Genomic DNA, 21,556 nt, shown 5'->3' on the forward strand with positions numbered 1-21,556 from the left:
GCCCACCGCCGTCGGCCGCGCCGGCTGCGGTGCGGGCCTGGTGGGCCGGGCTGGACGATGCGCAGCGACGCTGGCTGATCCGGCACGAGCCGGCCCGGGTCGGCCGGTGGGACGGTCTGCCGGCGGCTGCTCGGGACCAGGCGAACCGGCTGCTGCTGGGTCGGCAGCGGGCGGCGTTGCTGGCCGAACGGGCGGCGCTGCTGGACAGCACGGACCCGACGGCGGTGCCGCGGTTGCGCCGGCTGGACCGGCTGATCGACGGCCTGGACACGGTCGACGACCGGCTCACGTCCGCGTCCGGCCCTCGGGCCTACCTGCTGGCGCTGGACGGCGGCGCCGGCCGGCCGGGTGATCCGTCGGCTCCCGCCTCGACCGGCCGGGTGATCCTCGCGCTGGGCGATCCCGATCAGGCCCGACGCGTGCTGACCCACGTCCCGGGGATGGGCAGCGGTCTCGACCGGGTCGGCGGCGAGTTGGCCCGCACCGAGCAGGTGCTGCAACGTTGTCAGCAGTTGGCTCCACAGGAGTCGACCGCCGCCGTGTTGTGGCTGGACTACGCGGCACCGGCGTTCGTCGACGAGGCGGCCAGCACCGCCCCGGCGCGGGCCGGGGCCGCCGACCTGCGCCGGTTCCAGGATGGTCTGGACGTCAACCGCGTCGGCGACCCGGGCGGGCTGACGGTGCTCGGCCACAGCTACGGCTCGCTGGTGGTGGGTACGGCGGCGCGGGCACCCGGCCTGGCCGCCGACGACCTGATCTTCGTCGGTTCGCCCGGGGTGGGGGTGGACCGGGTGGACGAGTTGGCGGTGCCGGCCGACCGGGTGTGGGCCACCACCGCAGACAACGATGTCATCCGCCGGGCGACCTGGCCGCAGCTGTGGCCGGGCGACCGGCTGTGGCACGGCGAGGACCCGAGCGGCGAGGACTTCGGCGCCCGGGTCTTCACCGGTGACGCGTCCGGGCATCTGGGCTACTGGGCCGGGGACAATCCGGCGTTGGACTCGATGGCCCGGATCGTGCTCGGCGCCGACCACCCGGCTGGCAGCCGGCCCGGCACGGGCGTGGCGGTCACTCCACGGTGACCGACTTCGCCAGGTTCCGGGGCTGGTCGACGTCGTGCCCCCGGGCGGCGGCGATCTCGCAGGCGAGCACCTGCAGCGGCACCGTGGTCAGCAGCGGGGCCAGCAGCGTCGGGGTGCGCGGTACGTAGATCAGGTCGTCGGCGTACGGCGCCACGGCGGTGTCCCCCTCCTCGGCGATCACCACGGTCCGGGCACCCCGGGCCCGTACCTCCTGAATGTTTGACACGATCTTGTCGTGCAGCATGCCCCGGCCGGCCGGTGAGGGGACCACACAGACCACCGGGGTGCCCTGGTCGATCAGCGCGATCGGGCCGTGCTTGAGCTCGCCGGCGGCGAAGCCCTCGGCGTGCATGTAGGCGAGCTCCTTGAGCTTGAGCGCGCCCTCGAGGGCGACCGGGTAGCCGACGTGCCGGCCGATGAACAGCACCTGGTTGGCGGTGGCGAGGTCCCGGGCGAGCTGGCGGACCGGCTCCATCGAGTCCAGCACCTGCCGCAGCTTGTCCGGCATCTCCTGCAGCTGGCTGACCACGGCGGCCACCTCGTCGGCGTACTTGATGCCGCGCACCTGGGCCAGGTGCAGGCCGATCAGGTAGCAGGCCACCAACTGGGTGAGGAACGCCTTGGTGGAGGCGACCGCGATCTCCGGGCCGCTGTGGGTGTAGAGCACCGCGTCGGACTCGCGCGGAATGGTGGAACCGTTGGTGTTGCAGATCGCCAGCACCCTGGCCTTCTGCTCCTTGGCGTGGCGCAGCGCCATCAGGGTGTCCATCGTCTCGCCGGACTGGGAGATCGCCACCACCAGGGTGGACCGGTCCAGCACCGGGTCCCGGTAGCGGAACTCGCTGGCCAGCTCCACCTCGCACGGGATCCGGGTCCAGTGTTCGATGGCGTACTTGGCGACCATGCCGGAGTGGTACGCCGTACCGCAGGCGACGATGAAGATCTTGTCGGCGTCGCGCAGGTCCTGGTCGGTAAGGCGGACCTCGTCCAGCATGATCTCGCCGGTCTCGGTGAGCCGGCCGAGCAGCGTGTCGGCGACCGCCTGCGGCTGCTCGGCGATCTCCTTGAGCATGAAGTAGTCGTAGCCGCCCTTCTCGGCGGCGGAGGCGTCCCAGTCGATATGGAAGTCGCGGCCGAGCGCCGGCGCGCCGGAGAAGTCGGTGATCTCGATGCTGTCCGGGGTGATCAGGACGACCTGGTCCTGACCGAGCTCGACGGCGTCGCGGGTGTGCTCGATGAACGCGGAGACGTCGCTGGCCAGGTAGTGCTCGCCTGGGCCGCGACCGACCACCAGCGGGGAGTTGCGCCGCGCTCCGACCACCGCGTCCGGGATGCTGGCGTCGACCGCGAGCAGGGTGAACGCGCCTTCGAGGCGTTGACACACCCGACGCATCGCGGCGGCCAGCAGCCGCGGCCCCTCCGGCTCGCCGGCGGCCCGCAGGTCGGCCAGCGCGGCGGCGAGCAGGTGGGCGGCGCATTCGGTGTCGGTGTCGCTGACGAACTCGACCCCGTCGGCTTCGAGCTCGGCGACCAGCTTGGCGAAGTTCTCGATGATCCCGTTGTGAATCACCGCGACCCGGCCGTCCCGGGACACGTGCGGGTGGGCGTTGCGGTCGGTCGGTCCGCCATGGGTGGCCCACCGGGTGTGGCCGATTCCGGCGGTGCCGTCGCCGATGCCGATCGGGGCCGGGCAGCCGGAGCCGTCGACCGGCGTGGTGTCACCGGCCGTGGCGGTGCCGAACCGCTCGTCGCCGAGCGCCTTCTCCAGGTTGGCGAGTTTGCCGGCCCGCTTCTCGGTGCGCAGTTCGTCGTCACAGACGATCGCCACGCCGGCCGAGTCGTAGCCCCGGTATTCGAGCCGCCGGAGCCCGTCCAGCACGATGCCCAGCGCCGGCCGCGTGCCGACGTACCCCACGATTCCACACATGGGTCGTAGCCTAGCCCACGATCGCTCATCGGCTGTGCGCATAACCCCAGCAATCAATCAAGCACGCTGAGCAGTAACCGACCAAACCCGCCTTATGGGCGCAAGGTACGGGTGCCGTCATCTGTTTCGATGGACCGCATAAAGTGGCGAGGTGGTCACCTCCCCCGGCGCCCCCGCCGACATCGACCCCCTGGTCCGCCGCATGCGCCCGTTCGGCACGACGATTTTCGCCGAGATGTCCGCTCTTGCCGTCCGCACCGACGCGGTCAACCTCGGCCAGGGCTTCCCGGACACCGAAGGGCCCACCGTGATGCTGACCGCCGCCACCGAGGCGCTGCGCAGCGGCCACAACCAGTACCCGCCCGGTCCCGGCATCCCGGCGCTGCGCACCGCCGTCGCCCGCAACCAGCAGCGCTTCTGGGGTCTCGACTACGACCCGGAGACCGAGGTCCTGATCACCGCTGGCGCGACAGAGGCGATCACCGCCGCCATCCTCGCCCTGTGCGAGCCGGGCGACGAAGTGGTCTGCTTCGAGCCCTACTACGACTCGTACGCGGCCGCGATCGCGCTCGCCGGAGCGGTACGCCGGCCGGTCACCCTACGTCCCGACGGGGACGGCCGGTACGCCTTCGACCCCGCCGCGCTGCGCGCCGCAGTCGGGCCGCAGACCCGCCTGGTGCTGCTCAACTCCCCGCACAACCCGACCGGCAAGGTCTTCACCGTCGCCGAGCTCACCGCGATCGCCGCGATCTGCCAGGAGCACGACATCTGGGCGGTCACCGACGAGGTGTACGAGCACCTCGTCTTCACCGACGCCGACACCCCGCACGTCCCGCTCGCCACCCTGCCCGGGATGCGAGACCGGACGTTGCGCGTCTCGTCGGCCGGCAAGACCTTCTCCTGTACGGGCTGGAAGATCGGCTGGGTCAGTGGGCCGGCCGCGTTGGTCACCGCCATCGCACGGGTCAAGCAGTTCCTCACCTACGTCAACGGCGGGCCGCTGCAGCCGGCCGTCGCGGTGGCGCTGGACCTGCCGGACAGCTACTTCACCGGGCTTCGGCAGAACCTGCAGGCGCAGCGCGACCAACTGGTGGCCGGGCTGTCCGAGGCCGGATTCCGGGTGCTGGTGCCGGAGGGCACCTACTTCGCCACCGCCGACATCAGCGCACTGGGCGACACCGACGGAATCGAATTCTGCCTGTCCCTACCGGAACGCTGCGGAGTGGTCGCCGTACCGACCCAGGTGTTCTACGACGAGCCGGACGCCGGCCGGCTGCTGGTGCGGTTCGCCTTCTGCAAACGTCCCGAGGTCCTCGCCGAAGCGAGCCGACGACTGGCCGGCCTGCGACCGGCTGGCTGATCAGGCGGGCCGGCGGACCGGGGCGGAGTCAGGCCGGGCTGGCTGCTCGGACGGCTGCGGCGATCCGCTCGGCGACCGAACGGGCAGTCTCCACCGTCGCCGCCTCGACCATCACCCGGACCAGCGGCTCGGTGCCGGACGGTCGCAGCAGCACCCGACCGGTGCCGCCCAGCTCGGCCTCGGCCCGCTCGGCAGCCGCCCGTACCGCCGGGTCGCCGGCGCCGGCGGCCCGGTCGCCGACCGGTACGTTGACCAGCACCTGGGGCAGCTTGGTGACGGCGGCCGCCAGGCCGGCCAACGAAGATCCGGTGGCCGCCATCCGGGACATCAGCTGTAGTCCGGTGAGCACCCCGTCCCCGGTGGTGGCGTAGCTGGGCATCACGATGTGCCCACTCTGCTCGCCGCCCAGTGCAAGCCCGCTGGCCCGCAGCTCCTCCAGCACGTACCGGTCGCCGACCTTGGTCTCGACCAGCTTGATGCCCTCCCGGGACATGGCCAGCCGCAGACCGAGGTTGCTCATCACCGTGGCCACCAGGGTGTCGGCGGTCAACGTGCCAGCGTCGCGCATGGCCAGCGCCAGGATCGCCATGATCTCGTCGCCGTCCACCTCGGTACCGTCGGCGGTCACCGCCAGGCACCGGTCGGCGTCGCCATCGTGGGCCAGCCCCAGGTCGGCGCCGTGTTCGAGGACGGCGGCCCGGACCACGTCGAGGTGGGTCGACCCGCAACCGTCGTTGATGTTGAGCCCGTTCGGCTCGGCGTTGATCGCGATGACCTCCGCGCCGGCCTCCCGGTAGGCGACCGGGCCGACCTCGGCCGCCGCGCCGTTGGCGCAGTCGACCACCACCCGCAGCCCGTCGAGCCGGTGGTTGACCGTGCCGACCAGATGACCGACGTAGTGCTCGGCCCCGTCCAGCAGATCACTCACCCGACCGATACCGGCCCCGGTGGGCCGCCGTCGGCCGGTGGACCCGTCGCCCTCGATCGCCGCGCCGATCGCGGCCTCGATCTTCATCTCGAGGTCGTCCGGCAGTTTGTGCCCACCGGCGGCGAACAGCTTGATGCCGTTGTCCGGCATCGGGTTGTGCGACGCGGAGAGCATCACCCCGAAGTCGGCCTTGGTCTCGCCGACCAGGAACGCGACGCCGGGGGTCGGCAACACGCCGACCCGTAGCACGTTCGCGCCGGCGCTGGTCAGCCCGGCCACCACGGCGGCCTCCAGCATCTCGCCGCTGGCCCGTGGATCGCGGCCGACCACGGCCAGCGGCTGGCGGCTCGGATCCCGCTCGGCCAGGGTGTGCGCGGCGGCCACCGCGACCGCCAGCGCCAACTCCGGGGTGAGATCGGCGTTGGCCCGCCCGCGTACGCCATCGGTGCCGAACAGCCGCGCCATACCAGTCATCCTCCGATGGTCCCGCTAACGGTGCCGCTCCGCCTCCCCGTCGGGGGTATGGATCCGCCCGCTGCGATGGCGAGCGAGCCGGCAACCGATGAAGATACTGCCGATGAACGAAAGAATCCGCATCAACTAGACAAAAAAGCACGGACGGCCGAGAAACCCCACGAAGGAGGTGTCCCGGCCGCCCGTTCAGCCGTGTCGGACTAGCGCTTCGAGTACTGCGGGGCCTTGCGGGCCTTCTTCAGGCCGTACTTCTTGCTTTCCTTGACCCGGTCGTCGCGGGTGAGGAAACCTGCCTTCTTCAGCGCCGGGCGGTCGTCGCCGTCGTTGGCGCACAGCGCCCGTGCGATGCCCAGCCGCAGCGCACCGGCCTGGCCGGTGATGCCGCCGCCGCGCAGGTTGGCGATCACGTCGAACGCCTCGGCCTTCTCGGCCGTCACCAGCGGCTCCCGGATCAACTGCTGGTGCACCTTGCTCGGGAAGTACTCCTCGAGCTCGCGACCGTTGCAGGTGATCTTGCCGGAGCCGGGGACGATCCGCACCCGGACGATGGCTTCCTTGCGCCGCCCGACGGTCTGGATCGGGCGCTCGCCGCGCGGCGTACGCACCACTGGCGCGGGCGTCACGGCGGGGGCCGGCTCGATGTCGGCAACGGCGACCGGGCTGGCCTCGGTGGTGTCGGTCATGCTGGTTCCTTCGCCCGCGCTCACTGCGCGATCTGCTTGATCTCGAACGGCACCGGCTGCTGAGCACCGTGCGGGTGCTCGGCGCCGGCGTAGACCTTGAGCTTGCGGATCAGCTTGGCACCGAGCTTGTTGTGCGGGAGCATGCCCTTGACGGCCAGCTCGATCGCCCGCTCGGGGCGCTTGGCCAGCAGCTCGTCGTAGCCGACCTGCTTCAGCCCGCCGGGGTAACCGGAGTGCCGGTAGGCCACCTTGGTGTGCCGCTTGTTGCCGGTCAACGCCACCTTGCCGGCGTTGACGACGATGACGAAGTCACCGGTGTCGACATGCGGCGCGAAAGTCGGCTTGTGCTTGCCGCGCAGCAGCGTGGCGGCGTGGGTGGCCAGGCGGCCCAGCACGACGTCAGAGGCGTCGATCACATGCCACTGACGCTCGATCTCACCCGGCTTCGGGCTGTACGTACGCACAGGTCTACCTTGTCTCGTCGTCGGTCTGGGGTCGCGCGTCGGTCGTCAGGTAACGCGCGGGCCGTCGGGGCGACCCGGAACCGGGGCGACCTGGCAGAGAACGCGCGCGCGAACGACAAGCATACCCCGGCTGACCTGGCACCATCGGACGGGGCCTCCCGCAGACGGTGAGCTGCATCCACGGACGGTGACCTGAGACGGTGACGGGTCTGGCGAGGGACGCCCCTCGATTGTCGCACAACAGCAGGCGACGATACCCGCTGCCCGGCACGCCGGTCAAAACGGCTGGTCGGCACCGGTACGCCGGAGGTCCCACCAAGTGGGCCGGCTAACCCTCTGACAACAGCCCGTGTGAGCTGCTCTTAGCAGGCTGGAAACAATCGGGACGTCGCGGCGAAATCGCCCCCCGGCACGCTTCGCACATGCCAGGCAGCGTGCAGTTGACCATCGGTCCGACCGGCGAATCCGCCGACCGGACCGTGGCCACCCACTGCCCGTACTGCGCACTGCAGTGCGGGATGCGACTGCGTGCCACGACCGACGGCGGTGTGCAGGTGCTGCCCCGGCAGTTTCCCACCAACCAGGGCGGGCTCTGTCAAAAGGGCTGGACCGCTGCGGAACTGCTCGACCACCCGCAGCGGCTGACCACCCCGCTGGTCCGCGACCGACCCGGCACCGAACTGCGGCCGGCCAGCTGGGACGAGGCCCTGACCCGGATCGTCGACGGTGTCCGGCGGATCCAGCAACGGCACGGCCGCGACGCGGTCGCGATGTTCGGCGGCGGCGGCCTCACCAACGAGAAGGCGTACGCGCTGGGCAAGTTCGCCCGGGTCGCGCTGCGCACCCGCAACATCGACTACAACGGCCGATTCTGCATGTCCTCGGCGGCCGCCGCCGGGATCCGGGCCTTCGGCGTCGACCGTGGCCTGCCGTTCCCGATGGCCGACGTCGGCACCGCCGACACCCTGCTGCTGGTCGGCGCGAACGTGGCCGAGACGATGCCGCCGTTCGCCCGCTACCTGACCGAGATGAAACAGCGCGGCGGCACGCTGATCGTGATCGACCCGCGCCGCACGGCCACCGCCCGCCTGGCCGACCTGCACCTGCAACCCACCCCCGGCACCGACCTCGCGGTGGCCAACGCGCTGCTGCACGTCGCGGTGCGGGAGGGCTGGGTGGACCACACCTACGTCGCCGAGCGGACCACCGGCTTCGACACTGTCCGGGCCACCGTCGCCGGCTACTGGCCGGCCCGGGTGGAACGGATCACCGGCGTGCCGATCGCCGATCTGGAGGCGGCGGCGCGCGCTCTGGCCGGCGGCGACCGCCGCGCGACCGACGCCCCGCCCGCCAAGGTCGTCATCCTCACCGCGCGCGGCGCCGAACAGCACGCCAAGGGAGTCGACACGGTCAGCGCCTACGTCAACCTGGCGCTCGCCCTCGGGTTGCCCGGCCGGACCGGCTCCGGTTACGGCTGCCTGACCGGCCAGGGCAACGGTCAGGGCGGCCGGGAGCACGGCCAGAAGGCCGACCAGCTGCCCGGCTACCGACGCATCGACGACCCGGCGGCGCGGGCGCACGTGGCCGGGGTGTGGGGCGTCGACCCGGCGGACCTGCCCGGGCCGGGGGTTTCCGCGTACGAACTGCTGGACGCGCTCGGCACCCCGGCCGGGCCGAAGGCGTTGCTGGTCTTCGGCTCCAACCCGGTGGTATCCGCACCCCGCGCCGGCCGGGTCCAGCGCCGACTGGCCGATCTGGACCTGCTGGTCGTCGCCGACTTCGTGCTGTCCGAGACGGCGGCGATGGCCGACGTGGTACTGCCCACCGCCCAGTGGGCCGAAGAGGACGGCACGATGACCAACCTGGAGGGACGGGTGCTGCGCCGGCACGCGCTGCGGCCACCCCCGCCCGGTGCCCGCACCGACCTGGCCGTCCTGGCCGACCTCGCGCAGCGGCTCGGCTGCCCGGCCGGGCAGTTCCCGGCCGACCCCGCCGAGGTCTTCACCGAACTGCGCCGGGCCTCGGCCGGTGGCGTCGCCGACTACGCCGGGGTCAGCTGGGAGCGGATCGACGCCTCCGACGGGGTCTTCTGGCCCTGCCCGGACCCGGACCGACCGGACACCCCGCGGATGTTCACCGAACGGTTCGCCACCCCGGACGGGCGGGCCCGGTTCGTGCCGGTGGAGCACCGGGCCGCCGCCGAGGAGGTCTGCGCCGACTATCCGCTCTACCTGACCACCGGCCGGGTGCTGGCCCAGTACCAGTCAGGTGCACAGACCCGCCGGATCGCGCCGCTGCGCGGCGCCGCGCCGGAGGCCTTCGTGGAGCTGCACCCGGACCTGGCCGCCCGGCTCGGCGTCGCCGACGGCGAGCCGGTCCGGGTGACCAGCCGGCGCGGCGAGATGCGCGCCCCGGCCCGACTGACCGAGTCGATCCGCCCGGACACCGTGTTCGCCCCGTTCCACTGGGGTGGTGCGGCCCGGATCAACTCGGTGACCAACGACGCGTTGGACCCGACGTCCCGGATGCCCGAGTTCAAGATCTGTGCGGTCAGGGTGGAGCGAGCGTGAACCGTATCGTCATCGTCGGCCACGGCATGGCCGGTGCCCGGCTCACCGCCGAGCTGCACGCCCGGCGTGGGGATTACAAGATCACCGTGTACGGGGCGGAGCGGCACCGGGCGTACAACCGGATCATGCTGTCGAACCTGCTCGCCGGCCGGGCCGACGAGCTGGACGTGACGCTCACCGAGGCCGCCGGGCACGGCATCGACGTGCGGGCCGGGTTGGCGGTGACCGCGATCGAGCCGGCCACCCGGACGGTGCGCACCGCCGACGGCACCGCCACCGAGTACGACCACCTGGTGCTCGCCACCGGCAGCCGGGCTGTGGTCCCCGACCTGCCCGGCCTGACCGGTGCCGACAGCCCGGCAGGGCTGCCGGAGCGCGTCGCGCTGTTCCGGACCCTGGACGACTGCCGGCGGATCCTCGCCGCCGCAGCCGGTGCCCGCACCGCGCTGGTGCTCGGCGGCGGCCTGCTCGGCCTGGAGGCCGCCCGTGGGCTCGCCGCACGTGGACTGGACGTACGGGTGGTACACAAGGTCGGTCAGCTGATGGAGCGCCAACTCGACGCCACCGCCAGCGCGGTGCTCGCCCGTACCCTGGCCGGCCTCGGCGTCGGCACCGAGCTGGCCGCCGCCGCCGAGTCGGTCACCGCCACCACCGACGGGGTACGGCTGCGGCTCGGCGACGGCCGGGAGCTGGACGCCGACCTGCTGGTGCTGGCCTGCGGGGTCCGGCCGGACACCGACCTGGCCCGCCGGGCCGGGCTACGGGTCGGGCGCGGTGTGATGGTCGACGACCGGATGGCCACCAGCGACCCACGGATCTGGGCGATCGGGGACTGCGCCGAACACGACGGCGTCGTCACCGGGCTGGTCGCCCCCGCCTGGGAACAGGCCCGGGTGCTGGCCCGGGTGCTGGCCGGCGACGACCCGGGTGCCCGCTACCGGCCACTGCCGACGGTGACCCGACTCAAGGCCGCCGGCATCGACCTCGCCGCGATGGGCGACACCCGGCCGGGCGCCGACGGGCAGACCGAGGAGCTCAGCTTCGCCGACCCGGCCCGGGGCACGTACGCGCGGCTGCTGATCCGCGACGACCGGCTGACCGGGGCGATCATGCTCGGCGACAACCCGGCCGTCGGCACCGTCATCCAGCTGTTCGACCGGGGTGGTCCGGTGCCGACCGACCGGCGGGCGCTGCTGCTCGGCCGGGCGGTCGGCGGCACCGTCGCGGCCCCGGCGACCAGCCCGGCCCTGATGCCGGACGCGGCGACCGTCTGCCAGTGCAACACGGTCAGCAAGGGAGCGCTGGTCCGCTGCTGGCGCGCCGGGGCCCGGTCGGTCGCCGAAATGGTCGCCGCCACCCGGGCCACCACCGGCTGCGGCAGCTGCACCGACGCGGTCACCGGCATCGTCGACTGGCTCTCATCTGTGGATTCCGACGTGGAGGTACCAGCATGAACCGGTTGGTCGTCATCGGCAACGGCATGGTCGGGCAGCGCCTGGTCGAAGCGGTCCGGTCCCGGGACACCGACGGTGGATGGCAGGTCACGGTGCTCGCCGAGGAGTCGCGGCCGGCGTACGACCGGGTCCGGTTGTCGGCCTTCTTCGACGGTGTCGGGCCGGACGAGTTGAGCGTGCACACCCCGGACGACGGGGTGGACCTGCGGCTGGCCGAGCCGGCCCGGCGCATCGACCGGGACCGCCGGGTGGTCGTCACCGACCACCGCGAGTACGGCTACGACGCGCTGGTGCTGGCCACCGGCTCGTACCCGTTCGTCCCGCCGATCGACGGCGCCCACCGACCTGCCGACCCCGGTACCGGTGGCGGGACCGTCGGCGGCCTGCGCGACGGGGTGTTCGTCTACCGCACGCTGGACGACCTGGTCGCCATCCGCGACTTCGCCACCGATCCGGCCGCCGGCCGGCGGGTCGGCACGGTGATCGGCGGCGGACTGCTCGGCCTGGAGGCCGCCAACGCACTGCGGCTGCTCGGTCTGCGTACCCACGTGGTGGAGTTCGCGCCCCGGCTGATGCCGGTCCAGATCGACGAGGCCGGCGGGGCGATGCTGCGCCGCTACGTCGAGGACCTCGGCGTCGAGGTACACCTGGGGACCGCGACGTCGGCGATCCGCACCGGACCGGACGGTACGCCGCACGGCGTGGCCCTCACCGACGGCACCGAACTGCGGTCCGACCTGGTGGTGGTGGCCGCCGGCATCCGGCCCCGCGACGACCTGGCCCGCGCCGCCGGGCTGGCCGTCGGCGAACGCGGCGGGGTGACCGTCGACGCCACCTGCCGGACCAGCGACCCGCACATCTGGGCGGTCGGTGAATGCGCCGCGGTCAGCGTCGACGGCGAACCGGGCCGCTGCTACGGCCTGGTCGCCCCCGGCTACGCGATGGCCGAGGTGGTCGCCGACCGGCTGCTCGGCGGCACCGCCGCCTTCCCCGGCGCGGACACCTCCACGAAGCTCAAACTGCTCGGGGTGGACGTGGCGTCGTTCGGCGACGCGCACGGTGCCACCCCCGACTGCCTGGACGTCACCTTCACCGACCCGGCCACCCGCGTCTACGCCAAGCTGGTGCTCTCCGACGACGCGCGGACCCTGCTCGGCGGGGTGCTGGTCGGCGACGCGACGGCGTACCCGACGCTGCGGGCCAGCGTCGGCGGGCCGCTGCCGGGCCCGCCGCTGGCGCTGCTCGCCCCGGCCGGCTCCGACGGGGCCGCTGGCGGCGCCGGCATCGACACGCTGCCCGGCAGCGCCCAGGTCTGCTCCTGCAACGCGGTCACCAAGGATCAGATCCTCGGCGCGATCGGCGACGGTTGCACCGACGTCGCCGGGATCAAGGCGTGCACCCGGGCCGGCACCAGCTGCGGGTCCTGCGTACCGATGCTCAAGCAGTTGCTGTCCGTCGCCGGGGTGGCCCAGTCGACCGCACTGTGCGAACACTTCGACCACAGCCGCCAGGAGCTGTTCGACATCGTCCGGGTACGCGGCATCCGGACCTTCTCCCAGCTGGTCGCCGAACACGGGCGGGGGCGGGGCTGCGACATCTGCAAGCCGGTGGTCGCCTCGATCCTCGCCTCGCTGGGCAACGGCTACGTGCTCGACGGCGAACAGGCCACCCTGCAGGACACCAACGACCACTTCCTGGCCAACATCCAGCGCGACGGCACCTACTCGGTGGTGCCGCGGATCCCCGGTGGGGAGATCACCCCGGAGAAGCTGATCGTCATCGGCGAGGTAGCCCGGGACTTCAACCTCTACACCAAGATCACCGGCGGGCAGCGGATCGACCTGTTCGGCGCCCGGGTGGAGCAGTTGCCGAAGATCTGGCGGCGGCTGGTCGACGCCGGCTTCGAGTCCGGCCACGCCTACGGCAAGGCGCTGCGGACGGTGAAGTCCTGTGTCGGCTCCACCTGGTGCCGCTACGGGGTGCAGGACTCGGTCGGCCTGGCGGTCGCCCTGGAGCTGCGTTACCGGGGTCTGCGTGCCCCCCACAAGATCAAGTCTGCGGTCTCCGGCTGCGCCCGGGAGTGCGCCGAGGCCCGCAGCAAGGACTTCGGCATCATCGCGACCGACGTCGGCTGGAACCTCTACGTCGGCGGCAACGGCGGTTTCCGGCCCCGGCACGCCGACCTGTTCGCCAGCGATCTGTCCACCGACGACCTCGTCCGCACCATCGACCGGTTCCTGATGTTCTACATCCGCACCGCCGACCGGCTGCAACGCACCGCAGCCTGGATCGAGGCCATGGACGGCGGCCTGGACCACCTGCGATCGGTGATCGTCGACGACTCGCTCGGGCTGGCGGCCGAGCTGGACGAGGCGATGGCCCGGCACGTCGAGTCCTACTCGGACGAGTGGCGGGACACGATCGACGACCCGGAGCGGCTGGGCCGCTTCGCCTCCTTCGTCAACGCGCCCGACACCCCGGACCCGTCGATCACCTTCGAGGTCGAGCGGGGCCAGCCGGTGCCGGCCCTGGGCGAGCGCCGGCCCGTCGCGCTCGGTCTCCCGACAACCCTGGAGGTACGCCGATGAGTGTGCAGACAGTCAACGTCACCGCCCGATGGACACCGGTGTGCCCCTACTCCCGAGTGGAGCCGGAGCGGGGCGTGGCCGCACTGGTCGACGGCGAGCAGGTGGCAGTCTTCCGGACCTACGACGGGACGTTGTACGCGATCGGCAACCAGGACCCGGTGGCCGGTGCCCACGTCATGTCCCGGGGCATCGTCGGCACCCGAGGGGACCTCCCGACCGTGGCGTCACCACTGCACAAGCAGGTCTACGACCTGCGTACCGGCGAGTGTCTGGACCTGCCGGGCGTCGCCGTGCCGACCTACCGGGTGCGCTGTCGAGACGGGCTGATCGAGGTGCTCGGCCGGCGGCAGGACCAGTGATGTCCGACGAGCTGTCCGGGTTCACCATCGGGGTCACCGCCGACCGGCGGCGCGACGAGTTGGCCGCGTTGCTGGAGCGGCGGGGTGCCCGGGTGGTGCTCGCCCCGGCGCTGCGGATCGTGCCACTCGCCGACGACACCGAGCTGCGCGCGTCCACCCGGGCCTGCCTGGACAGTCCGCCGGACGTGCTGATCGCCAACACCGGCATCGGCATGCGTGGCTGGCTGGAGGCCGCGGAAGGGTGGGGCTTGGCCGAGCCGCTGCGGGCGGTGCTCGGCGGCGCCTACATCGTGGCCCGCGGTCCCAAGGCCCGGGGCGCGATCCGCGCCGCCGGCCTGCACGACCAGTGGTCGCCCGCGTCGGAGAGCTGTGACGAAGTGACCGACCATCTGCGGGCCCGCGGCGTGGCCGGTCAGGTGATCGCGATGCAGCTACACGGGGAACGGCAACCGGAGTGTTCGGCGGCGCTCGAGGCGGCCGGCGCCACCGTGATCGAGGTGCCGGTGTACCGGTGGGCACCACCGTCCGACCCGGCACCGCTGCACCGGCTGGTCGATCTGGTCGCCAGCCGGCTCGTCGACGCGGTCACCTTCACCTCCGCGCCAGCGGTCGGAGCGCTGCTGCGCGCCGCCGGGCCAAACGCCGACGCGGTGCTCGAGGCGATGCGGACCGACGTGCTGGCCGCCTGCGTCGGGCCGGTCACCGCGGCGCCGCTGCGCCGGCACGGAGTGCCGGTGACCGCACCGGCTCGCGCCCGGCTCGGGGCGCTGGTCCGGACGATCGTCGACGAACTGCCCCGCCGGGCGGTCAACCTGAAGGTCGGCGGACACCTGCTCACCCTGCGCGGACACGCCGCAGTCATCGACGGTGAGCTGCGTCCGTTGGCGCCGGCGCCGATGGCGGTGCTGCGTGCGTTGGCGCAGACCCCGGGACGGGTGCTGTCCCGGGCCGCGCTGCTGCGCACCCTGCCCCGAGGTGCCGACGAGCACGCCGTCGAGATGGCGGTGGCCCGGCTCCGGGCCGGGCTGGGCGCGCCCGGGGTGGTCCAGACCGTGGTCAAACGCGGCTATCGGCTGCCGATCGACTGAGGCAGCCGAGCCGGCCGACAGCGGAAACTGCCGACCGGCGGAGGCCGCGCCGGCCGGCGGCGCGCTGCGCCGCCGGCCGTTGCCGTACAGGTCAGCCGACCGGGGTCGGATACCCCCGGCCGTGCTCGGCGCGCAGCGTCGCCATGGCGTGTTCGACGACATTGACCAAGACATTCTTCGTCGAGTCCCGGCTGCGGGCGTCGCACATCACCAGCGGCACGTGCGGCGCGATGGCCAGCGCCTCCCGCACCTCCTCCGGCTCGTACTGTGCCGCGCCGTCGAAGCAGTTCAACGCCACGAGGTACGGCAGCTGCCGGTTCTCGAAGTAGTCCAGCGGGGCGAAGGCGTCGGTGATCCGGCGGGTGTCCACCAGGACCGCGGCACCGACCGCACCGCGGATGATCTCGTCCCACATGAACCAGAACCGGGTCTGTCCGGGTGTGCCGAACAGGTAGAGGATCAGGTCGTCGGCCATGGTGATCCGGCCGAAGTCCATCGCCACCGTGGTGGTCTCCTTGCCGGGGACCTTTGACGGATCGTCGATGCCGACACCGGCCGAGGTCATCAGCGCCTCGGTGGTCAGCGGCGTGATCTCGGAGACCGCGCCGACCATGGTGGTCTTGCCGACCCCGAATCCACCGGCGATGACGATCTTCGCCGAGGTGATCCCCTTGTCCTGGCGGAAACCGGGACGGTCATAGCCTGCGAAGTCCACTTAGCACCCTCTCAAGAAGTTCCATCCGCTCCTCGTAGCCCTCTGTTTCGGTCGGAGCGGTGCTGTGCAACGCCAGCAGGCCGTCGGCGACCATGTCGGCGACGAGGACCCGTGCGACGCCCAGTGGAAGCCGGGTGTACGCGGCGATCTCCGCCAGTGACTGGGCACGGTTGTCGCAGATCGTTGCGATTCGATGCTTGTCGTGCCCGGCGAAACGAGACTCGGTGACCGCTGCCGCCGAGGCCACCAGCACCGCTTCCAGCGCGATGTGCTGCCGTGGCTCGGTACGCCCGCGGGTGACCGCATAGGGACGGACCAGCGCTCCGCGCGGGTCCTGTCGTGGTTGGCCCATTGAGCGGTCACCTCCTCGTGGGTCTGCTGGCACGTCATCGGTGACGGTCCCTTGTGTCGCTGCGGAACTTCAGCCTCGGATCAGGGTCGGCCGCCCACGGCCTCCCGTGGTGCCGGGACCAGCGCGGCTCCGACCCGCTCGACCAGCAATGCCATCTCGTACCCGACCTGACCGACGTCGCAGCTACGGGCGGCGAGCACCGCCATCGACGATCCGTCACTGATGGACATCAGGAACAGGTACCCGCTGTCCATCTCGATCACCGTCTGCAGCACCCCGCCCGCGCTGAACATCCGCGACGCCCCGTCAGTGAGGCTGACCACACCGGAGGTGATCGCCGCCAACTGGTCGGCCCGGTCCGCCGGCAGGTCACGCGAGGAGGCGAGCAGCAGTCCGTCTGCCGAGACAGCCACGACGTGGGCGATCCCCGCCACGCTGTCGGCAAAGTTGCTGAGCAGCCAACCCATGTCCTGAATAGCTGCTGGCCTGTTCATTCGCTGGTCTCCTTGGTTGAGGTGGCGCGGTACTGCTCGCTGCCGACGGTCCGGCCGCGTTGCACGCCACGGTGATATGCCGACAGCAGGCCACGGACCTCGTCCGGGGTCCGCCGGGTCGGCTCGCGGCCCTGCTTTGCCTCCACGCCACCCGGCACCAGCTGTGCCTGGGGCTGGCGCTTCGGCAGACCAGAGCGGGTGGTGCCGGCGGTCGCCGGCTCAGCTGCCTGGCTGGCCCGGGCCCAGCCCTCGTCAGCGGCGGTACGCCAACTGCCGGAGTCGCCCGTCCGTTGCCGGGGGATGGCACCCAGCGCCGACGTCGCCGCGCCGGCCGGAGTGGACGGTGCGGGCGCCGGTGGCGCGGCCGGGGGTGGTGGTGCGGCGTTCGGCTGCACCGGGGCAGAGTACGCCGTCGGCTGTGGAGTCGACTGTCCCGGGTTGCGGGCCGGCAGCGGTGTCCTGGTCGGAGCGGGTGCCGGCGGGTACGCCGGTGCGGGCGCACCGGCAGCAGGCGGACGACCGGCGGTCGGCAGCGGCAGGACGGTGGTCTCGGCCGAGCCGTGTGACCGGAACCAGACCGCCTCCATCTCCCGGAAGATGGGCATCTCGGCGGCGTCCTCGGGCCGGGCACCGGGCTTGGCGGCCGCTGCGGAGTTGGCGGCCGCTGCGGGCGCTCCGCCGCCGGCGGAGCCGCCAGCCATCGGGCCATGCGGCAGCTGGCCGCCGGTGCGTACCGCCGGCGCCATCGGGTGCATGGTGGCCGGGATGACCGACTGGTCCGGGTAGCCGACGGTACCCGTCGGTCGCACCGTCGGGTAGGCCACCGTCGGCGTACCGACGTTGGCCACCGGCGGTGCCGCGGCGGGCGGGGCGGCGGATGCCGCCGGACGGTACGCCGGCAGCCCCGGGTTGTACGTCGGCGCGGCCGGGCCGACGGCCGGAGCCGCTGGCGGCCCGGACATCGGAGAGCCGGACATCGGAGAGCCGGACATCGGAGAGCCGGACATCGGCGACGCTGAGATCGGGGCGGCGGAGACCGGCGTCGACTGCCCACCGGTGGTCACCGGGAAGGCGGCGGTAGGAGCACCGGCCACCGCGTTCCACTGTGACGACCGGGCGTTCTGCCACTGGTCGGTGAGGGTCGCCGTACGGCCGGGCGCCGCAGCCGGCGGACTCGAGATCGGCGACCAGGTCCCGCCCGACGTGGGCGCGGCGGAGATCGGCTCGGCCGCCATGGCCGGGCGTCCCCGCGTCACCACCGGCTCCCGGGTGCGCTGCGGCAGTACCAGGATGCTGCTCGGCAGCGTGGCCTGGGCGATGGTGCCGCCCTCCGGGTTGGGCCGCAGCTCGACCCGGATGCCGTACCGGCCGGCCAGCCGGCTGACCACGGCGAGACCCATCAGCCGGAAGGCTGAGACGTCGACCGCGGACGACTCGGCGAGCCTGCGGTTGAGATTGTCCAACTGCTCCTCGGACAGACCCAGGCCGCGGTCCTCCACCTGGACCAGCACGTAGTCGCGCAGCCGCCGAGCGTCGGCGACGACAGTCGTGGTCGGCGGCGAGAACCGGGTCGCGTTGTCGAGCAACTCGGCGACGAGACGTACCACGTCGTTGACCGCATGCGCGGAGATCAGGATGTCAGTGTCGACGGTGCCGAACTCGATCCGGTTGTAGAGCTCGACCTCGGACTGCGCGGCCCGCATCGCGTCAACCAGCAACGCGTCCTCGCGGCGTGGCGCCGTCGAGTCGGCACCGGCCAGGACCAGCAGGTTCTCGTCGTTGCGGCGCATCCGGGTGGCGAGGTGGTCGAGCTGGAACAGCTGGGCGAGCCGCTTCGGGTCCTCCTCGCCGCGCTCGATCGCGTCAAGCTCGCCGATCATCCGGTCGACCAGCGTCTGGCTCCGACGGGCCAGGGAGAGGAACATCGCCGACACGCTCGCCCGCAGTGCCGCCTGCTCGGCCGCGATCCGGACCGCCTCCCGGTGCACCACGTTGAACGCCTGTCCGACCTGGCCGACCTCGTCGCGGTTGGGCAGGCGGATCGGGTCACGTAGGTTGCGGACAATCTCCTCCGGACCCCGGTCGTTGAGGTCGTTGACGTCGCGGAGCTTGGCCACCGCCTCCGGCAGGTCCCGGCTGGCCACCGACATGGCGCCTTCCCGCAGCCGTCGCAGCGAGTCGTTCAACGAGCGGGCCAGGACCACCGCGAGGGCGATTGCCAGCACCAGGGCGATCAGGACCGCGATCGACTCGATGATCGCCTGCCGGGTGACGTTGGTGCTGACCTGGGTGGCCCGTTCGAGCAGCCGGCTCTCCAGCTGGATCTCTGCCCACCGCATCAGGTCGTTGACCGCGCCCATGGCCCGGGCGGCCTCCGCCGCGCTCAGCGGAGCCTGCTGGCCGACCGAGCGGGTGATCTCGGTGGCGACCCGGTCGGCTAGGAAGACGGCGTCACCGGTGACGCTGCTGTCGACCAGCTCCTGCTCCCACGGCGACGCAGCCAGCGAGAACGACAGCAGAGCCTCCTGCTGGCTGGTCAACGTCGCCAGGTACGACGAGAACTGCTCCTCGTCCAGCCGGCCGGTGGACAGCGCCGCGAAGACGATCGCCTCCTCCTCGGCCGTGGCCAGCTTGGCCCGGGCGAAGGCGGAGACGGCACGCAGACTGTCCGGCACCTCGCCGTCGCCGGAGACCTGACCGAGCACCTCACCGTAGGAGGCCAGGTCAGACAGGATGACGCCGTACCGCAGCACCGCCTCCGGCACCGGCATCTGCCGCCGGTCGAGCACCTCCTGACGGGTGGCGTTCAAGGTGTCCAGGTGGTCGTCGATGGCGACCAGCTGCCGCTCGACCGCCTCCGGCACGTTCCCGACCCGGTCGCGTTCGGCGGCGTACGCCGCGATCCGCTCGTCGGTGCTGCGCACCCTGATGTTGTAGGCCTCGGCGTCGGCGTCGCGGGCGGCGAGGAAGGTCACCGCAGCCATCCGCTCCTTGTGGACGTCCTGAGCCAGGGCCGAGACGTCGACGGAGAGTTCGGCCATCGACCGCACCATCCGTGCGTCGATTGCGCCCTGTCCCACGTCGACCAGCCGTACCGTGGCCAGAGCGGCGACCGCGGCCAGCGGAACGACCAGGATCAGGGCCAGTTTGGACCTGATCCGCGCATCCCTCAGTCGCGGCACCCAACGCAATGGCGCGCGGCGCTTCCGCGGGCCGTTGTCGGGCAGGGTCGTCGGTCCGGTCCTCACGACATCGCCTCCGTCGCTATCTCCACACGCGGACTGCCGACCGATGCCTGCTGCAGCGGTGAGCGCCGCATGCGGCACGGCCGCGATTTCATCAGAAGTGGACCCGCTTGGGAAGCCTCAGTGGGGCAGGAATCGGTCGGACGACCTGTAATCACCCTAGTACTACCGGAGAGTATCTTCATCACACCGCCCTGATCAGCGCGGATAGAACTTCCACCGTCAGTTGTCCCGCCAAAGTCAACGCTCGCAACATGTACTCGTTGCCAACATGTGGGACGACAGTCCCGGAAACGCCCCGACCGGCGCGCTTGACCAGAACGCCGCCCATTGGCATGGTTTCCCAAGTTTGCAGGCTCCGCGCACACCGTACGGCATGCCGCCGGCGCGACTTCTACTGAGGACGTGCTCAGCCGCGCCGCCGCCCACCGACCGGGTGCGCATCCGCCGCGTACCTGGAGGACTGACTTGAGGCCCACCCGTTCCGCCCTACTCACGGCGCTCGCATCCACATTGCTGGCCTCTTCGCTCACCGGCTGCCAGTTCGCCAGCGACTCGGCCGCCGAGGACGGCGGCGAGATCGTCATCGCCGCCGACCTGGAACTGTCCGGTGCCGCCGCGACCGTCGGCAAGGGCTTCCAACGAGCCCTCGAGCTGAAGGTCGAGCAGATCAACGAATCGGGTCTGCTGGGCAACCGGACGATCCGGCTGGACGTCCGGGACAACCGTTCCGACCCGAGCGAGTCGCTGCGCAACATCGGCGACTTCACCGGCGACTCCGCGGTGACCGCGATCGTCATGGGCAGTTGCAGTGACTGCGCGGTCGGCGCCGCCCGGACGATCAACGACAAGCGGGTGCCGACGATCTCGCTGGCCCCGGCCACCGCGGTCGCCACCCCGGTCACTGAGCGTCGCTATCTGTTCAAGCTCGGCCCAAACGCGGCGGACAGCGCCGCCGCAGTCGCCAACGAGCTGCGCCGCCGCAACATCAGGCGGGCCAGTCTGCTGCACACCGACGACGAGTACGGCCGGGACGGTCTGCGGGTGATCACCGCCGAACTGGACAAGCTTGGTATCAACCTGGTCGGCACCGAGCAGGTGCGTACCACGGACACCGACGTGAGCCAGGCCGTCGCCACCCTGGCGCAGCCGGTGACCGGCGAGAATCCGGGCGCGCTGCTGGTCTGGACCTCGGCCGAGCAGGCGGCGCTGGCGGCGGACAGCGCCGCGCAGGCCGACTACCCGGGCCCCCTGTTCTTCGACGCCGCCGCTGCCGGGGACCTGTTCCTGTCCGGTGGCTCGGCCACCGGCACCAAGGGCGTCAATCTGGTCTTCACCCAGACCATGGTGATCGACGACGTGATCGCCAACACCCCGGCGAAGGCAGCCCGCAAGCAGTGGTTCCGCGACTACACGGCCAGGTTCGGCAGCTACTACGGGTTCTCTTCGTTCGCGGCCGACGCGGTCCAGCTGATCGCCGACGCGGTGGCCAGGTCGACCGGCGACGGCGACGTCGACCGGGAGGCCATCCGTGAGGTGCTGGAAACCACCCAGTTCGACGGGCTGTCCGGGCCGATCCGGATGACTCCGGACAACCACTCTGGACTGATGCCCCAGGCACTGACCATGCTGGTCTCCCGGGGTGGCCGCTGGCGACTGGCCAGCTGACGACCCCGGCACGGTCCGGTCTCGGGGGGGGGGAGGGAGGGGGAAAGAAGGAAGAGGAAGGAAAACGAAGGAGGGAGGAGGAATGGGGGGAGGGGCAAGAGAGGG

At 71.9% G+C, this 21,556-nt stretch carries 16 protein-coding genes; 8 read left to right on the forward strand and 8 right to left on the reverse strand.

Going from position 1 to position 21,556, the window contains the following annotated elements:
* Nucleotides 1-1,082, forward strand: a 1,082-nt coding sequence (locus ACXAHD_RS23150) for an alpha/beta hydrolase (RefSeq protein WP_475053155.1), incomplete at its 5' end; no start/stop codon positions are given.
* Here ACXAHD_RS23150 and glmS read toward each other — a convergent pair.
* Entirely contained in the window at nt 1,069-3,009 is a 1,941-nt protein-coding gene (gene glmS / locus ACXAHD_RS23155) for a glutamine--fructose-6-phosphate transaminase (isomerizing) (RefSeq protein ID WP_289211380.1), read from the reverse strand. The two genes, ACXAHD_RS23150 and glmS, sit on opposite strands and share 14 nt — an antisense overlap.
* 151 nt (nt 3,010-3,160) lie before the next feature.
* Between glmS and ACXAHD_RS23160 the strand changes: the two genes are divergently transcribed.
* The gene (locus ACXAHD_RS23160) at nt 3,161-4,369 is read left to right on the forward strand and encodes a pyridoxal phosphate-dependent aminotransferase (RefSeq protein ID WP_289211381.1); all 1,209 of its coding nucleotides are present in this window, start codon (nt 3,161-3,163) and stop codon (nt 4,367-4,369) included.
* Between the two features lie 28 nt (nt 4,370-4,397).
* Here ACXAHD_RS23160 and glmM read toward each other — a convergent pair whose 3' ends face one another.
* From glmM to rplM, 3 genes are all read right to left on the reverse strand, one after another.
* Nucleotides 4,398-5,762 (reverse strand): phosphoglucosamine mutase, encoded by a 1,365-nt coding sequence (gene glmM / locus ACXAHD_RS23165; protein ID WP_281555727.1) that lies wholly within the window; start codon nt 5,760-5,762, stop codon nt 4,398-4,400.
* Nucleotides 5,763-5,971: 209 nt separating this feature from the next.
* A complete protein-coding gene (gene rpsI, locus ACXAHD_RS23170; protein WP_281551856.1) occupies nt 5,972-6,454 on the reverse strand; it encodes a 30S ribosomal protein S9 in 483 nt (160 codons plus the stop codon).
* A gap of 20 nt (nt 6,455-6,474) precedes the next feature.
* Nucleotides 6,475-6,918 carry a 50S ribosomal protein L13 gene (gene rplM / locus ACXAHD_RS23175; RefSeq protein WP_123606095.1) on the reverse strand — a complete coding sequence of 148 codons (444 nt, stop codon included), beginning with the start codon at nt 6,916-6,918 and terminating at the stop codon, nt 6,475-6,477.
* A 422-nt stretch (nt 6,919-7,340) separates the two neighbouring features.
* Here rplM and ACXAHD_RS23180 point away from each other — a divergent pair, with 422 nt between their 5' ends.
* From ACXAHD_RS23180 to ACXAHD_RS23200, 5 genes are read left to right on the forward strand one after another with little or no spacing between them, the layout of a single operon-like run.
* Nucleotides 7,341-9,488, forward strand: a complete 2,148-nt coding sequence (locus ACXAHD_RS23180) for a molybdopterin oxidoreductase family protein (protein ID WP_475053160.1) — start codon at nt 7,341-7,343, stop codon at nt 9,486-9,488.
* Complete coding sequence (locus tag ACXAHD_RS23185; protein WP_281551858.1) at nt 9,485-10,942, forward strand: FAD-dependent oxidoreductase; 1,458 nt, start codon at nt 9,485-9,487, stop codon at nt 10,940-10,942. The genes ACXAHD_RS23180 and ACXAHD_RS23185 overlap by 4 nt, the downstream gene beginning before the upstream one ends.
* Nucleotides 10,939-13,530, forward strand: coding sequence for a nitrite reductase large subunit NirB (gene nirB, locus ACXAHD_RS23190; protein ID WP_475053163.1), 2,592 nt, complete (start codon nt 10,939-10,941; stop codon nt 13,528-13,530). Before ACXAHD_RS23185 ends, nirB begins: the two co-directional genes overlap by 4 nt.
* Nucleotides 13,527-13,889, forward strand: coding sequence for a nitrite reductase small subunit NirD (nirD, locus tag ACXAHD_RS23195; protein ID WP_475053165.1), 363 nt, complete (start codon nt 13,527-13,529; stop codon nt 13,887-13,889). The genes nirB and nirD overlap by 4 nt, the downstream gene beginning before the upstream one ends.
* Entirely contained in the window at nt 13,889-14,977 is a 1,089-nt protein-coding gene (locus tag ACXAHD_RS23200) for a uroporphyrinogen-III synthase (protein WP_281551860.1), read from the forward strand. The genes nirD and ACXAHD_RS23200 overlap by 1 nt, the downstream gene beginning before the upstream one ends.
* A gap of 91 nt (nt 14,978-15,068) precedes the next feature.
* Here ACXAHD_RS23200 and ACXAHD_RS23205 read toward each other — a convergent pair whose 3' ends face one another.
* The 4 genes from ACXAHD_RS23205 to ACXAHD_RS23220 all read right to left on the reverse strand — a co-directional run bounded on the left by ACXAHD_RS23205 (nt 15,069) and on the right by ACXAHD_RS23220 (nt 19,786).
* Nucleotides 15,069-15,692, reverse strand: coding sequence for a GTP-binding protein (locus tag ACXAHD_RS23205; protein ID WP_281551861.1), 624 nt, complete (start codon nt 15,690-15,692; stop codon nt 15,069-15,071).
* Nucleotides 15,673-16,044, reverse strand: coding sequence for a DUF742 domain-containing protein (locus ACXAHD_RS23210; protein ID WP_123606102.1), 372 nt, complete (start codon nt 16,042-16,044; stop codon nt 15,673-15,675). Before ACXAHD_RS23210 ends, ACXAHD_RS23205 begins: the two co-directional genes overlap by 20 nt.
* 80 nt (nt 16,045-16,124) lie before the next feature.
* Nucleotides 16,125-16,538, reverse strand: coding sequence for a roadblock/LC7 domain-containing protein (locus ACXAHD_RS23215; protein WP_123606103.1), 414 nt, complete (start codon nt 16,536-16,538; stop codon nt 16,125-16,127).
* A complete protein-coding gene (locus tag ACXAHD_RS23220; RefSeq protein WP_289211384.1) occupies nt 16,535-19,786 on the reverse strand; it encodes a sensor histidine kinase in 3,252 nt (1,083 codons plus the stop codon). The genes ACXAHD_RS23215 and ACXAHD_RS23220 overlap by 4 nt, the downstream gene beginning before the upstream one ends.
* Nucleotides 19,787-20,251: 465 nt before the next feature.
* Between ACXAHD_RS23220 and ACXAHD_RS23225 the strand changes: the two genes are divergently transcribed.
* On the forward strand, nt 20,252-21,451 hold the full coding sequence (locus ACXAHD_RS23225; protein WP_281551863.1) for an ABC transporter substrate-binding protein: 1,200 nt from the start codon (nt 20,252-20,254) through the stop codon (nt 21,449-21,451).
* Nucleotides 21,452-21,556 lie beyond the last annotated feature (105 nt).

Source organism: Micromonospora sp. ABR4_055 (genome assembly GCF_056160425.1).

Coding starts and splice junctions, on each gene's coding strand:
- ACXAHD_RS23200 (WP_281551860.1), top strand. CDS start 13,889: ATGTCCGACGAGCTGTCCGGGTTCACCATCGGGGTCACCGCCGACCGG.
- nirD (WP_475053165.1), top strand. CDS start 13,527: ATGAGTGTGCAGACAGTCAACGTCACCGCCCGATGGACACCGGTGTGC.
- glmS (WP_289211380.1), bottom strand. CDS start 3,009: ATGTGTGGAATCGTGGGGTACGTCGGCACGCGGCCGGCGCTGGGCATC.
- ACXAHD_RS23215 (WP_123606103.1), bottom strand. CDS start 16,538: ATGAACAGGCCAGCAGCTATTCAGGACATGGGTTGGCTGCTCAGCAAC.
- glmM (WP_281555727.1), bottom strand. CDS start 5,762: ATGGCGCGGCTGTTCGGCACCGATGGCGTACGCGGGCGGGCCAACGCC.
- ACXAHD_RS23210 (WP_123606102.1), bottom strand. CDS start 16,044: ATGGGCCAACCACGACAGGACCCGCGCGGAGCGCTGGTCCGTCCCTAT.
- nirB (WP_475053163.1), top strand. CDS start 10,939: ATGAACCGGTTGGTCGTCATCGGCAACGGCATGGTCGGGCAGCGCCTG.
- ACXAHD_RS23180 (WP_475053160.1), top strand. CDS start 7,341: ATGCCAGGCAGCGTGCAGTTGACCATCGGTCCGACCGGCGAATCCGCC.
- rpsI (WP_281551856.1), bottom strand. CDS start 6,454: ATGACCGACACCACCGAGGCCAGCCCGGTCGCCGTTGCCGACATCGAG.